Here is a 13,126-nt window from a genome sequence, read left to right as displayed (position 1 = left end):
AAATCGGTTAGCTCGATACTGCCACAGTATTGTCGTGATTTGCTTACTGCACGCTACTCAATACGGCTTTTTGTGGATCGACGGCCACGTCCCCTTCCATCACCAGGATGCGACTCGCCGTCGCGGCCTTGTCGTTGAGGCTGTTGCTCACGGCGCGCATCGGTCCGATCGCAGTGCCGTTCGCCATCCCCATCGGATTCGTCTTGAAACTGGCCACCGGCGCGGCCTGGCCGGTGACGTACACGCTGTACGCGGTCTGCGGCTTGAGTTTGAACAGCGACACTTCCAGCGCGTCCACCACGCCCAGGTTACGGGCCACAACGAATCCCTTGGCCTCGCCGGCAGCGGGTTTAAGCGCAATGTTGATTGGCTCGCTGTTGGCGCGCGGGACCAGGTTGGTCATGCCGTCGCCGTGCGGCACGGCGTTCGAAACGTACACCAGTGCCTGCGGCGCCTGGCCGACCGGTGCGCGCGCAATCACCTTGTTGGTGGCGCTGTCGATGACATCGACCGCGTCGCCGTTTTCAAGTCCCACATACAGACGTGTGCCGTCGTCGGAGGTCCAGATGCCGTGGGGCAACGCGCCGGTAGGGATCGTCGCAACCAGCGTCGGCGTGGCGTCGGTGGTGTACACCTTGACGACATTCTCACCGCCGATCGTTACGTAAGCACGGGTGCCAGCCGCAGTCTTCGCGAACGCCAAGTGGTTGGTAATGAAGCCGGTATCGATGACGCCCTTTACTTCCAGGCTGGCAGTATCGATGCGCGTCACTTTGCCGGCATCCTTGTGCGTCATCCACATTTCCTTGAAATCAGGGGTGAACTGAAGGAACGGCGAGAACGGGCTGACGACCTTAATGTGCTTGATGACCTTGTGCGACTTCATGTCGATCACGTCGACCACGGGATTGAAGCTGGAGACGACGAACGCCAGCTTGCCGTTCGGCAGGAACTGCACCATGCCGGGGCCGGCGGTCGTCTCGATCCGCTTTTTCTCCTTGAAGGTGACCGGGTCGATCACCGAGATGTAGTCTTCGCCGCGCACCACCGCCCAGACTTCGCGGCCGTCGGCAGTGAAAAACCCTTCATGGGGCGAGCGACCGATATAGGTGATTCCTTTGACCTTGTTGGTCGCCGTGTCGATGAATGCCACCGAGTTAGAGCCGTTTGAAATGGCAATCAGGGTCTTGTGGTCGGGCGAAAAGCCCAGGCCGTGCACATTGATCTCGCCCTTGTATAGCGGCGACAACACGTCCGGACGCTGGTTGCCCAGTTTGATCTGGCCGAGCAGCAAATTGGTCGCCGGGTTGATCACTGAAACGGTATTGGTATTCTGGTCAGCGGTGTAGACGCGGTCTTGCGCGCCAGGAGCGGCAAACGCGGAGGCGGTGAGCAGGCTGCTGACGGTCAACGAGAAAACGCAGTGACGGAGTTGCATGATTTATTCTTTCTTGGTGATCGAAGTGGGAGCAACTTTTGCCTGAGCCGATTGGTAGCGCTGCAACCAGGCCTGCATAATGTTGATTTCGTTTTGCTGTTCCGTGATGATGCCTTGGGCGACGTTGCGCAATTCAGGATCCTTGGTGGTGAGCAGGAGCGCTTTCGCCATGTCGATGGCGCCCTGGTGGTGCGGAATCATCATCGTCACGAAATCATGTTCCGCAACGCCATTCATTGGCGCGCGCTTCATGCCGTCATCCATGACGGCCATGGCATCGTCCGTCAGCGCGGCAAACGGCTTGGCCGTGCTGGCGATAAATACGGGGGGCTTTGCCGCTGGCGACTGGCCATGATGGTGGGCCATGGCCTGTCCGAGAGCACTAGCGCCAATCAGGGCGGCAACGGCGAACGTGGCCAAGCGTCGAAGGTACAAGGGACGGTTCATTAAGGTCATGACGGTTTCTCCAGTTGGTCGTACACGGCGGTGGCAACGCGCGCCAGTTCGGCCTTGTTAATTCCAGCCGACAGCGCATAGCCGAATTTGCCGTCGATCCAATAAAACACATTCACCGGTCCCTCCTGGGCGAAGCGAAAACCTGTGTCCTTGTTGTGCGCCTGGTCGGTCGACACGTACAAGGTGAGGCGCTGCCCGGTCGCGTCGTGGTACATGAACTGCGCCACCGCGCCTTGGGCGCCAGGGAGCAGGCGACCACCGATCAGCTCGTAGCCGAGTTTGCCCAGCCGGGGTGGCCGAATTGCCGTGCCGAGGCGTTTGGACAGCCATGCCACTAGCTGCTCTTCCTGGTCAGCCCCGATTTCCACCGGCCGCTTGACATCCGGGCTATAGACAACGTGGGCGATTGCGGCCTGATGGGCCAAGCCGGCAACGTACAGCGCCGGCCTGGCCTGCATGGAATCACCTTGGGCGTACTGAATCTCGCCTGCCTGCTGGCCATGCAGCAGCCACCCTGTCGTGCCGCTGAACAGGGCGATGGCAAGACCGGCTACCAGCCGCTGCCATTGCCACTGGCGCGGTCGCGCTGCGCTTAAGCGCTCCGGCACCGCTTCGTCGAGCACGGGATTGAAAAGCGCGCGCAGTTCATCGTTTTGCGCTGTATAGGCGCGCAGCCGCTCCGCCTCTTCCGGGCGCTGCGCCAGATAGGCGTCGACCTCGAGTCGGCGCGCGGCAGGCAGCTTGCCGTCGACGAAGGCGTGCAAGTCGGCTTCCGTGATGGGTAGGGTATTCATTTGACCACCTTCAAGGGTGCGATGTACGCTCTCCCTTCCATATTCGCGCGCATTTTTTCACGCGCGCGCGACAGGCGCGACATGACCGTACCGATGGGAATCTTGAGCGTTTGCGCGACGTCGTCGTAACTCATTTCTTCCAAGGCCACCAGCAGCAGGATTTCACGCTGTTCCTCTGGCAGCGCACGCAAGGCCGTTTCCATGTCGCGCAGTTCGAGTCCGCTTGAAGGACTGCCAGGTGCTAGTGCCATCGATGTCTCCTCGTTGAGCGCTTCCGTCGGCACTGAAGGCCGCCGCGCCTGGTCGATACGCAGGTTGTGCATGATGCTGAACAACCATGCGCGCATATCGCTACCACCCTCCCATGACGCCAGTCTCCCCCATCCGCGCTCGACCGTGTCCTGCACCAGGTCGTCGGCGCCGGCCCGATCGCCGACCAATGCCCGCGCATAGCGGCGCAGACGGGGAATGCAGGCCAGCAGCTGGTCGCGCGAATTGGGCATGGATGTCACTGGAGTATCGGTCGATTAATCAATAAGCTGCTGCGGTCAGTTTCGGATCGATCTGCCAGGTTTCGTTGACCAGCTTGCCATCGCGGTAGGTCAGCACATAGCGCACATTGACCTGTGCCTTGCCTTCGAACTGCACCTTGGCGACGATCGTCGCACCCTTTGGGTTCGCCGATTCCTCCAGAGCAAGCACAGTCACGCGCGCCGGCCCGACAGCCTTGCCGAACTTTTCCCAGGTGGCGCGAATGGCATCGGAACCGGCGTACATGCCGTCAAGCGGCCCGCCGACCCATGTCAGCTGGGCGTTGTCGGCATAGCCACGCATGATGACGGACGTGTCACCGGCGCCAATGGCGCTAAAGTGAATCTGCGCGGCATCGCTCATCGGGCTGGCGACAGCGCTGCCGATCGAAGCGATAGCGAGGATGACGGCGAAGGTCGCTTGTTTCATGAAATTCTCCCTGGTTGGGTCAGTCGGACGGAAAAAACCGGTGTTATCGAGGTGAACGGATCTGCGGATGATTTATTCCATCTATTTCAAATTAATTTTCGCAGGCGTTTCGTCGCGCGCTATTTGGGAGAGGCGGATCATCGCTTCCAGCGCCAGAGATGCCTTTGTCTTGTACCGTTCGGGATGGCGCAACATGTAGAACGCGCGCTCCGGCAAGTCGATGTTTGCTTTCGCCAGCAAACCTGCCCGCAGATGCGAGGCTACTACCAGTTCCGACATGGCGGTGGCGAACTTGCCGGCCATCACAGCGGAGCGGACCGCTTCGTTGGACGGCAATGTGAGTGCGATATCGAGTGCATCGAAGTCGACATGCATCGCCTGAAGTGCGCACTCGAGCGCCGAGCGCGTGCCGGACCCCTTTTCGCGCAAGATCCACTGTGCCTCAAGAAGATCCGCGTGCAGCAGCCTCCTCCCTGAAGCCCATGGATGGTGCGCTGCGACTACAGCGACGATCTGGTCGGATGCGATGGCATCGACCGATAGTGTCGGCTCGTCGATGGCGCCCTCGACAAAGCCAAGGTCGGCGCCCCCCTGAAGCACTGCTTGGGCGACATTATGGGTGTTATCGATGGTCACGCTCAGTGCGATCGCCGGATGCGCTTGGCGAAATTGCACGAGGTACTCGGGTAGCCAATAGCTGGCGATAGTCTGACTCGCATGAATGGTCAGCGTGCCACGTTTCATTCCACCCAGCTCGGCCAATGTCAGTTCGGCGGCGCGCGCGCTGGCGATCGTGCGGCGTGCTTCTATCAGGAAAATACGGCCCGCTTCGCTGATCTCGATGCCGCGGCCGACGCGATTGAATAGGGCAGTACCATAGCGTTCTTCCAGCACCTTGATCGAAGCACTTACCGCTGAAGGGGTGAGCGCCAACACTGCGGCGGCCTGGGTCAAATGCTGTCGCTCGGCGACTTCAACAAAAATCCGCAATTGTTCTAGTGTCATCTGATTGTTCAATTCTATTGAACGATATATTCGATATTGTAAGATGGACATAACAATCTGTCGACTTGATAATCGTTCTATTGAATTCGAGAATCAGGAGCGGCAAATGGTCAAGCAACCACTAAAACTCGTTCGCAACGCGCTGCCAGGCTTGGCACTTTGCGCTGTGGTTACTGCGATAGCTTACGCAATGGAAAACATCGAAAGCGCTTTATTTGGCCACGCATGGCTCGAAAGCCTGGTGCTGGCCATTCTTCTAGGCACCGCCGTGCGGACGGTGCATCGGCTCGATACTCGCTTCGAAGACGGCATCCAAGTCGGTGCGAAATTATTGCTGGAAATCGCGGTCGTGCTGCTGGGCGCTTCGGTCAGCGCCGGTGCGCTGCTCGAAAACGGCATCGGTCTGATGAGCGGCATCGCGGCAGTGGTCGCCATCGCGATTGCGCTCAGCTTTGCCCTTGGCCGTGCTTTTGGTCTGCCGCGCAAGATGGCCATCTTGATTGCCTGCGGCAATTCGATTTGCGGTAACTCTGCCATTGCCGCGGTGGCCCCGGTTATCGATGCGGATGGAAAGGACGTCGCTGCGGCGATCGCCTTCACTGCCGTGCTTGGCGTTGTCGTGGTGCTGGTGCTGCCGCTAATGGTGTCACTGTTGTCGTTTTCACCAACGCAGTTCGGTGTCTTTGCCGGGCTGACCGTCTACGCGGTGCCCCAGGTGCTGGCCGCGACCTCATCGATATCGCTTAGCAGCGTCCACATCGGCACCCTGGTGAAACTGGTGCGGGTGCTGATGCTGGGCCCAGTCGTGCTGGTACTGTCGCTGATTGGTCGGCGCGAAGGTGGTCGTCGTCCTGCGCTGTCGCATATGGTCCCGTGGTTCATCGTCGGCTTTTTGCTACTGCTGACCTTGCGCTCGTTCGGCGCCATTCCAGAGGCGGCAATTGCGCCGATGCACGTGACGGCGAATTTCCTCACCATTATGTCGATGGCCGCACTCGGACTCGGCGTCGATGCGCGCTCAGTCATGCGGGCCGGTTGCCGGGTCGCCGCAGTTGTCGTGTTGTCGCTGCTGGCGTTGGCAGTCATCAGTTTTTTCCTGATAAAAATGCTCGGCATCGTTTGAAGCACTGCCCGATTAGCGGCTACCGTTAGAAATCGAGGATCTGTATTTTTTTAATACGAGAAACTTGGTGGTATTGCAGAAAGTTACAGTCTGATACGCTTGGCAAGCAGTCGCGCAATGCGCTTGCCAGAGCGGTCTTGATTCATCGCTTAGAGACGGTTTGAAAACTCGGAAGCAACTATGATGTCCAAATGGTCCTCTTCGATAGGAGTACGCCATGTGGACAGCAGAGCAACGAACACGGCATAAGGTCCGGGTTCCCAAGGAGCGCAAGGGTTATCCTACTGATGTGAGTGATCAGGAATGGAAACTCATCGAGCCATTACTGCCGGGCGCTGCTCGTACTGGTCGCCCCCGCAGGACGGAACTTCGCCAGGTGATCAATGCACTTCGTTATCTGGTCCGTTCGGGCTGCGAATGGCGCATGTTGCCAAACGATTTTCCTCCCTATCAAACGGTGTATTACTGGTTCCGTCGGCTAGTGCGACGCTTCCTCTTCCGAACGATCCACGATCTGGCATTGATGCTGGACCGAATGTCCGAACAGCGCGAAGTCGTCCCCTCGGCCGGCATCGTCGACAGCCAGTCCGTCAAGGCACCAGGCGCACGTGAGCGCGGCTACGACGCACACAAGAAGATCAGCGGCCGCAAACGACATATCGCGGTCGATACCGACGGGCGACTGCTGGCAGTGAATCTGACGCCTGCCGACATCGCCGATTCAACAGGTGCGCAATCGGTCCTCGATGCTTTAGTCAAGCGTTGGCCATGGGTCAAGCATCTGTTCGGCGATGCGGCTTACGACCGACGCACCTTGCTCGACAAGGCAGCCTATCTCGACTTTACCGTCGAAGTCGTACGTGGCTTACAGGGCCAGGACGGCTTTCAGGTACAACCGCGACGCTGGGTCGTCGAGCGCACGTTTGCATGGCTGATGCGCTATCGCCGTCTTGTCCGGGACTACGAGCAGCGCCTTGATGTGTCGGAAGCGATGATTTTCATCGCGCTCGGCTCTTCATTACTGCACCGGATGCGTTTCCGGTGAGTTATTAAACCGTCTCTTAGGTGATATGTGCGACCGCGGCTTAAACCTGGTGACGGGCGCCATCGTTCTTTGGCATGCGGTGTTTCTGGAGCGGGCGACACAGGTTGCGCGCGGTCCTGGCAGCTCCTCGACGCCAGTATGCTGCAGTTTCGTGTCCTCGTTGGCCTGGGAGCACATCTACGGGACCGGATATTACATTTGAAGGAAGAGCAAGAAGGTTGATGAGAAAAATATCGGCCGCTGCGGACTTCAAGAATCGGTAACAGGGCTTAGCGCCCGATTTTTTCCGTTTTCCCTATTCTCCCCATGTACGGATGATATATTCGTCCACATGTATTCCTTGGCTCGAACCCTCGTACTGTGGATACTCGTTGCCTTGTCGCCCGTGCAGGGCATCGCCGCCGTGGTATGGCTGCCGTGTTCCTCAGCGCCTAGCGAAGAGGCGGGGCAGATCTCGCGCTCGTTGGGCGACGGTGATGGCCAATGCATGAGGACCGCCAGGCGGGAAAGCCATCAGGCCACGGTATGTCGAAAAGCGCATCAATCGCAGGGCGCCTGCCGGACATGCCTCGGGTACTGCGGCGGAGCAATCGCGCCTCCACCATTTACCTCGGCTCAAGCGCCGATATCGCGCCTTCGCTTTCACACCATTCCCGACTCGCTTTCTTTCGACGAGTGGATCCCGTCCCGCATCGAGCGCCCACCACGCCACGGGATCCTTCTGTTCATTTGAACAAGTCACGCACCCGGTACGTCCGACGATCGCCAGGCTTTCACCACGCCAGGCGAACATTGGCGGTCGGTGACGCAACGCTGCCGGGTTACAAGCGTGCCACTGGCTTTACGCTGTTCCAGAGCGGTGTCCCAAAGAGGTATTCGTAACCCACACAAGGAGAGCATCATGCAACAACAGTATCAGTCCTGTATCGCAGCCTGCAATGCCTGCGCCGACGCCTGCGATATGTGCTTCGCCGCTTGCCTGCAGGAAGATGATGTGAAGATGATGGCGCGCTGCATCGCGCTCGACATGGATTGCGGCCAGCTTTGCCGGCTAGCCGCCTCCTTCATGGCCAGGGGCAGCGAGTTCGCTGCGGCGCTGTGCCAGGTTTGCGCCCAGGTGTGCCTGGCATGCGGCGACGAGTGCGCGAAGCACCAGGCCCAGCATTGTCAGGATTGCGCCACCGCATGCCGGCACTGCGCAGAAGAGTGCTGCAGGATGGGATCGACAGCCGCCGCTTGACCGTCAGCAGTAGCCGCCCCGGCGCGTGTACGCCACGGCGGCATTCGGTTGTCGGTCGAGTCCCACGAACGCATGGATGGAAGATCTCATATGCTTGTCTACGTACTTGTTGCCACGGCCGGGCTCATCCTGGTGCATTTGTTTGGAGCGAAGTTGAAGTTCCTGGAAGGAACGCCGCGTAGCATCTGGCTATCTTCTGCGGGAGGCATTTCGGTGGCCTATGTATTCATTCATCTGCTTCCTGAACTGGCCGAAGGCCAGGAAGTCATACGAAAGTCCGTGACCGGCATTTTCAAGGTGCTTGACCAGCACGCTTACCTCATGGCCCTGGGTGGGTTGATCATTTTCTATGGATTGGAACGGGCGGCGAAAGAATCGCATGCGGAGCATCATGCGAGCGATAACGAAGAAACACCGGACAAGAAAGTATTCTGGCTGCACATTACTTCGTTCTCGATATATAACGTGCTGATTGGCTATCTGCTCGCCAATAATTTTCGGGAGCTTAAGCCTCTGATCTTTTTCTTTGTCGCCATGGCGCTCCATTTTCTGGTGACGGATTTCGGCCTTCGAAGCGAATTCAAGAACACTTACCACACCGTTGGACGATGGATTCTTACGATCGCCGTGGCCATCGGTACCGCCGTGGGCCTTTTCATGGAAGTCCCCGAGGTCGCTACCAGCGCGCTGGTTGCCATATTGGCCGGAGGCGTCATCCTGAACGTCTTGAAGGAAGAGCTTCCCGAAGAGCGACGGAGCCGCTTTACGCCATTCCTGCTCGGCGCCTTGGCATATGCCGCGCTGCTGCTCGCATTTTGAGGAGCCACCGGTACTGTGCCGATTAACCAGGCACCGTATATCGCGAGTTCTACCTGCCTCCGATGTTATCGGTGCCGTGCAGCCGCCGCGGTGGATATGAATCGCAGCGAATCGAGCGCGTACCTTGCAACGGAACCGGACGACCGACCTTCGTCCTGAACGCTTTTCTATTTCGGAAATGCTTGGAAGGCATGCAAGCCACAGCTAACATATTGCCATTGGATTAACATGAGAGAGTAAAATGACGAAGAAGACTGCGGTTGCTGCGCTCGGGCTGGCTTGTGCGATGCCGGCCTTCGCCCAGCAGAGGGAACAAAACACGATCATGGTGCTTGCTGCCGGCAGCCTGCGCGAAGTGATGACCGAGCTGGGCGAAGCCTGGCGTGAGCAATCCGGCGTTGGTATCGCCGCGTCGTATGGCCCCTCCGGCAAGCTGCGCGAGACCATTGAGCAGGGGCACCAGGTGGACGTGTTCGCCTCTGCAGCGGTCGAGCACACAGACGCGCTCGCTGCGAAGAATCTGCTGTCCCGCTCGGCCACGTTCGCCTACAACGACCTGTGTGTGGTGTCGACACCAGCAGTGGGCCTTACCGAGGCCAACCTGGTCGGCACCCTGGTGAAGCCGGACGTGCGCTTGGCGACATCGACGCCCGTTTACGATCCGATGGGCGACTATACCTGGCAATTCTTCCGCAATGCCGACAAGGCGCAGCCCGGCGCATACGACCTCCTGGACGCCAAGGCGCTGAAGCTGTCGGGGGCAAGCGCCCCTGGGCCCGGGCAGAAGCTGCCCTATGTGACCGCCTTTGAGGACAGCAAAGCCGACGCCTACGTCATGTATTGCACGAATGCCGCGAGCACGCTACGCGCGCTGCCGAACCTGACAGCGCTCCGTATCCCGGACGCGTTGAACGTCCGCAGCGCCTACGGCATCGGCGCTGCGCCATTCTCGTCGGAAGGCCAGCGCTTCGTCGCCTTCGTGCTGGGGCCGGCCGGTAAGGCAATCCTGCACCGTTACGGTTTCGATTGACACCGCGCGGCAAGGCGTGACTGCTGCACGAGTTGCTTGAGTTCGGGTTCGCGCAGCCACTTTACATGACGCGGTCCGCTGCGCAGGTCACTGATGGATACCAACGCGATCTGCCGTTCGTTCCAACGGCGCGCCATTGTCGGCAAAGTACGCCAGCACGATCGGCCGCTCGACGACGCCGGCCAACATCAACTGACGGCTGAGGTAGGGGCTGCAGCGGCCAGGAACAGGATGGGGGCGAGCTGGCACATCGTGCTCTCGTTGATTACGGTTTCGCCGACGGGAAGAACAGCTGTTCCCCGGCTGGCTTGAACGCGGCGATCTTTGCCTGCCCCTCCGGCGACGTCATCCACTGGATCAGTTGTGTCGCGCCCTTATAGTTGATGCCCTTGTGCTTTTCCGGATTGACCGCAATGACGCCGTAGGGATTGAACATGCGCTTATCGCCTTCCACAACAATGGCTAGGCCTGTCTTGGCCTTGTAGGCGCCGTAGGTCGCACGGTCGGTCAAGGTGTAGGCGTTCAACTCGGCCGCCATGTTCAGCACTTCTCCCATGCCCAGTCCTGCCGACACGTAGTTGGCGCCGGCGGGCTTGGTGCCCACTTCCTTCCAGTAAGCTTTTTCCATCACATCGGTGCCGGAATTGTCGCCACGCGAGATGAACTTGACGTTGGTTGAGGCGATCTTCTTGAAGGCACCTAGGACGTCGTGCATGCCCTTCACGCCGGCCGGGTCGGACGCCGGGCCGACGACGATGAAGTCGTTATACATGACGTCACGGCGGTCGATGCCCCAGCCCTCGGCCACAAACTTGTCTTCGAGTTGGCGTGCGTGCACGAGTGTCACGTCGACGTCGCCGTTCTTGCCCAACTCCAGGGCCTTGCCAGTGCCGACCGATATCACGTTGACCTTGATGCCGTACTTGGCTTCGAACGAAGGCAGCAGGTATGCCAGCAGGCCGGAGTTTTCAGTGCTGGTGGTGGTGGATAGTCGCAGCACCTTGGCGTCCTGCGCCTGGGCCGGCGCGTAGGCCATCCCGACGGTGGTGACGAGGACGAGGGCAAGATTGAACAGACGACGTTGCATGGTTCTTTCTCCTGGGTTTGTGAGTGGAAGTCCGAGCTTCGGCTCCCTGCTTTCGGTACCACGTGGGACTTTCATTTGTTAGTTTAGCAAATGAAGACGGAATTTTTCTTATGGCAAGAACTCATCGGCCGGACCATGCTTTCCGTTTGCTTTCGGAGCATTTGTCGAAGCCTACGAACGTTGTGACAGTTACGCTGCGGTGATCAGGTTCACCAAAAGCCTGACCGCCTTTGTTTAATCAGCAGGTTTCGTTAGTGCCACTCGCAAATCGGAAGAGGGCAGCTCGATTCCAGCTTTGCGCAACTGTTCAATGACCGCGAGTCTGACGTTGGAGGAGGTGGCAACGAAGTCCGAACGCCGCGAGTCCGTCCAGAAACGTAGCTCAAGCACGAGCTCGTCCTTTTCGAGCTGCACAAGTCGCACCGAAGGAGAAGGATCAGGCAATACACCTTCTACGGAGCCGGCTGCGTTCGCGAGCACCATGCTGCAGTGCCTCAGGTCGATGTCATAGTCCGCATGAACCTGGACCAACGCGCGGCGCACCGGATTGGCGGTGTTATTCGTCACGCGGGAGGTGAACGTTTCCGAGTTTGGTACGGACACGATCCTTCCGTCATAGGTGCGGATCAGTGTTGCGCGCAGCTCGATGCGTTCGACGCTGCCCTCGGTCGTACCGATGATGATTTGATCGCCCAACTGGAAGGGACGCAGGCTCAGGATGAGCAAACCGCTGACGAAATTGGAAAGGATATCCTTCAGCGCAAAGCCCAGCGCGATACTCGTGAGTCCCAGCCCGGTGGCGACGTCTCCCGGTTCTATACCGAAGGCGCCGGCGGCGACGAGAAGACCGAGCGCCCATACAGTGTAGTAGCCGATCTGCTTGATGAGATTTTCGACTGTGAGGTCGGAAACAAACTTCCGGAAGACGAGGCGCATCGCCCAGCGGACAAATGAGGCGAGCGTCCAGAAAGCGGCAATCACCAGCGCCGCAGCCACGGCACGCGGGATCACCACGATGGCCGATTCCAGCAAGCGGACAAAGGCGGTCTCGATGCTTGACTGAATCGAGGTGATGAAGCGGCTTCCGGCTGACCTCCTGCGTTCAGCCGCGCGAGCAAGTGCACGTTCAACGAGACCTGCCCATTGCGAAGCCAGAACCTGGACCGTGACGCCAGCATCCTGTGCATCGGCGAGGGTGACAACGACCATCGTCCGATCCGAAACGGAAACCGACCATGCCCCTGGTGGGCTGGCAGCGGGCACCGCTTTCACCGTGCGTTGCCTGCCTGGGGTATCGAGCATGGCGTTCAGCCGTCCTTCGATTTGTCTCGCCCGCGAACGGGCGTCCTGGTCATCGAGGCCAGTGACGACGAACAAGGCTCGACCATCAAGCAATACCGTCGCGTGCTGGGTTTGCGCGCGCCCGTGGAGTGGCAGACTGAATCGCCACCATTTTCCTAGATACTCTGCAGCCGTAAAAAATGCCGCTTTTCAAACTCGACTGGCGACAGCCGTTCACTGAAGCTGTGGCGCCGCTTCGGATTGTAGAACATCTCGATGTAGTCGAAGATGTCCTGCCTGGCTTCGTCGCGGGTAGCATAAACCTTGCGGCGAACGCGCTCCCGTTTCAGCAGCTGGAAAAAGCTTTCGGCAACTGCATTATCATGACAGTTGCCGCGTCTGCTCATGCTCTGCACCAGGTTGTGTGATTCGAGGAAGTCGCGCCAGTCGTAACTGCTGAATTGACTTCCTTGATCGGAATGTACTAGCACTGGGGCTGACGGTTTTCGACGCCATACCGCCATCAATAAAGCACTCATTGCCAGCTCTTTGTCGATGCGCGAACTCATCGACCAACCGATGACCTGGCGCGAAAACAAATCGATCACCACAGCCAGGTAGAGCCAGCCTTCATAAGTACGCAGGTACGTAATGTCCGTGACCCAGACTTTGTTTGGCTCGGTCACATCGAATTGGCGCTGCAAATGGTTGGGCGCGACGATAGAAGGCGCTCCACCGTTCTTGTGCTTGCGCTTGGCGTAGCCGGTTTGGGATCGAATTCCTTCGCTGCGCATCAGGCGATAAACCCGATTGATGCCGCAACTTTCGCCGAGCTCTTGCAAATCGTA

Annotated in this window: 15 protein-coding genes; 6 read left to right on the top strand and 9 right to left on the bottom strand. The window is 58.9% G+C overall.

What is annotated here, in order from left to right:
* Window positions 1–43: 43 nt before the first annotated feature.
* The 6 genes from NX782_RS03350 to NX782_RS03325 form a co-directional block, all read right to left on the bottom strand.
* Window positions 44–1,438 carry a YncE family protein gene (locus NX782_RS03350; RefSeq protein ID WP_091874567.1) on the bottom strand — a complete coding sequence of 465 codons (1,395 nt, stop codon included), beginning with the start codon at window positions 1,436–1,438 and terminating at the stop codon, window positions 44–46.
* A 3-nt stretch (window positions 1,439–1,441) separates the two neighbouring features.
* On the bottom strand, window positions 1,442–1,885 hold the full coding sequence (locus NX782_RS03345; protein WP_051306793.1) for a DUF305 domain-containing protein: 444 nt from the start codon (window positions 1,883–1,885) through the stop codon (window positions 1,442–1,444).
* Window positions 1,886–1,890: 5 nt separating this feature from the next.
* Complete coding sequence (locus NX782_RS03340) at window positions 1,891–2,688, bottom strand: anti-sigma factor family protein (RefSeq protein ID WP_075791080.1); 798 nt, start codon at window positions 2,686–2,688, stop codon at window positions 1,891–1,893.
* A complete protein-coding gene (locus NX782_RS03335; protein ID WP_075791081.1) occupies window positions 2,685–3,191 on the bottom strand; it encodes an RNA polymerase sigma factor in 507 nt (168 codons plus the stop codon). The genes NX782_RS03340 and NX782_RS03335 overlap by 4 nt, the downstream gene beginning before the upstream one ends.
* 28 nt (window positions 3,192–3,219) lie before the next feature.
* Window positions 3,220–3,648 carry a nuclear transport factor 2 family protein gene (locus NX782_RS03330; protein ID WP_091874566.1) on the bottom strand — a complete coding sequence of 143 codons (429 nt, stop codon included), beginning with the start codon at window positions 3,646–3,648 and terminating at the stop codon, window positions 3,220–3,222.
* 81 nt (window positions 3,649–3,729) lie between these two features.
* Window positions 3,730–4,704 (bottom strand): LysR family transcriptional regulator, encoded by a 975-nt coding sequence (locus tag NX782_RS03325; RefSeq protein ID WP_228892619.1) that lies wholly within the window; start codon window positions 4,702–4,704, stop codon window positions 3,730–3,732.
* A 55-nt stretch (window positions 4,705–4,759) separates the two neighbouring features.
* Here NX782_RS03325 and NX782_RS03320 point away from each other — a divergent pair, with 55 nt between their 5' ends.
* From NX782_RS03320 to modA, 6 genes are all read left to right on the top strand, one after another.
* The gene (locus NX782_RS03320) at window positions 4,760–5,776 is read left to right on the top strand and encodes a YeiH family protein (RefSeq protein WP_075791083.1); all 1,017 of its coding nucleotides are present in this window, start codon (window positions 4,760–4,762) and stop codon (window positions 5,774–5,776) included.
* A gap of 217 nt (window positions 5,777–5,993) precedes the next feature.
* Window positions 5,994–6,821: an IS5 family transposase gene (locus NX782_RS03315; protein ID WP_258844063.1), complete on the top strand. Its 828-nt coding sequence runs from the start codon at window positions 5,994–5,996 to the stop codon at window positions 6,819–6,821.
* A gap of 25 nt (window positions 6,822–6,846) precedes the next feature.
* Window positions 6,847–7,023 (top strand): Tn3 family transposase, encoded by a 177-nt coding sequence (locus NX782_RS26485; protein WP_370661756.1) that lies wholly within the window; start codon window positions 6,847–6,849, stop codon window positions 7,021–7,023.
* Between the two features lie 699 nt (window positions 7,024–7,722).
* Window positions 7,723–8,061: a four-helix bundle copper-binding protein gene (locus NX782_RS03310; protein ID WP_258844062.1), complete on the top strand. Its 339-nt coding sequence runs from the start codon at window positions 7,723–7,725 to the stop codon at window positions 8,059–8,061.
* Between the two features lie 90 nt (window positions 8,062–8,151).
* Entirely contained in the window at window positions 8,152–8,880 is a 729-nt protein-coding gene (locus NX782_RS03305) for a hypothetical protein (protein WP_258844061.1), read from the top strand.
* Window positions 8,881–9,121: 241 nt separating this feature from the next.
* Window positions 9,122–9,910 carry a molybdate ABC transporter substrate-binding protein gene (gene modA / locus NX782_RS03300; RefSeq protein WP_258844060.1) on the top strand — a complete coding sequence of 263 codons (789 nt, stop codon included), beginning with the start codon at window positions 9,122–9,124 and terminating at the stop codon, window positions 9,908–9,910.
* 265 nt (window positions 9,911–10,175) lie between these two features.
* Here modA and NX782_RS03295 read toward each other — a convergent pair whose 3' ends face one another.
* The 3 genes from NX782_RS03295 to NX782_RS03285 form a co-directional block, all read right to left on the bottom strand.
* Window positions 10,176–10,997 (bottom strand): ABC transporter substrate-binding protein, encoded by an 822-nt coding sequence (locus NX782_RS03295; protein ID WP_370661755.1) that lies wholly within the window; start codon window positions 10,995–10,997, stop codon window positions 10,176–10,178.
* Between the two features lie 234 nt (window positions 10,998–11,231).
* A complete protein-coding gene (locus NX782_RS03290; protein ID WP_502572699.1) occupies window positions 11,232–12,392 on the bottom strand; it encodes a mechanosensitive ion channel family protein in 1,161 nt (386 codons plus the stop codon).
* A 62-nt stretch (window positions 12,393–12,454) separates the two neighbouring features.
* The coding region (locus tag NX782_RS03285; RefSeq protein WP_258844058.1) for an IS3 family transposase at window positions 12,455–13,126 on the bottom strand (672 nt) is incomplete at its 5' end.

This window comes from Massilia norwichensis, assembly GCF_024753245.1.
Taxonomy (GTDB): domain Bacteria; phylum Pseudomonadota; class Gammaproteobacteria; order Burkholderiales; family Burkholderiaceae_D; genus Telluria; species Telluria norwichensis.
This window is presented reverse-complemented; position numbering and strand designations above follow the sequence as displayed.

Coding starts and splice junctions, on each gene's coding strand:
- NX782_RS03315 (WP_258844063.1), top strand. CDS start 5,994: ATGTGGACAGCAGAGCAACGAACACGGCATAAGGTCCGGGTTCCCAAG.
- NX782_RS03340 (WP_075791080.1), bottom strand. CDS start 2,688: ATGAATACCCTACCCATCACGGAAGCCGACTTGCACGCCTTCGTCGAC.
- NX782_RS03325 (WP_228892619.1), bottom strand. CDS start 4,704: ATGTCCATCTTACAATATCGAATATATCGTTCAATAGAATTGAACAAT.
- NX782_RS03330 (WP_091874566.1), bottom strand. CDS start 3,648: ATGAAACAAGCGACCTTCGCCGTCATCCTCGCTATCGCTTCGATCGGC.
- NX782_RS03295 (WP_370661755.1), bottom strand. CDS start 10,997: ATGCAACGTCGTCTGTTCAATCTTGCCCTCGTCCTCGTCACCACCGTC.
- modA (WP_258844060.1), top strand. CDS start 9,122: ATGACGAAGAAGACTGCGGTTGCTGCGCTCGGGCTGGCTTGTGCGATG.
- NX782_RS03310 (WP_258844062.1), top strand. CDS start 7,723: ATGCAACAACAGTATCAGTCCTGTATCGCAGCCTGCAATGCCTGCGCC.
- NX782_RS26485 (WP_370661756.1), top strand. CDS start 6,847: ATGTGCGACCGCGGCTTAAACCTGGTGACGGGCGCCATCGTTCTTTGG.
- NX782_RS03320 (WP_075791083.1), top strand. CDS start 4,760: ATGGTCAAGCAACCACTAAAACTCGTTCGCAACGCGCTGCCAGGCTTG.
- NX782_RS03335 (WP_075791081.1), bottom strand. CDS start 3,191: ATGCCCAATTCGCGCGACCAGCTGCTGGCCTGCATTCCCCGTCTGCGC.
- NX782_RS03350 (WP_091874567.1), bottom strand. CDS start 1,438: ATGCAACTCCGTCACTGCGTTTTCTCGTTGACCGTCAGCAGCCTGCTC.
- NX782_RS03305 (WP_258844061.1), top strand. CDS start 8,152: ATGCTTGTCTACGTACTTGTTGCCACGGCCGGGCTCATCCTGGTGCAT.
- NX782_RS03345 (WP_051306793.1), bottom strand. CDS start 1,885: ATGAACCGTCCCTTGTACCTTCGACGCTTGGCCACGTTCGCCGTTGCC.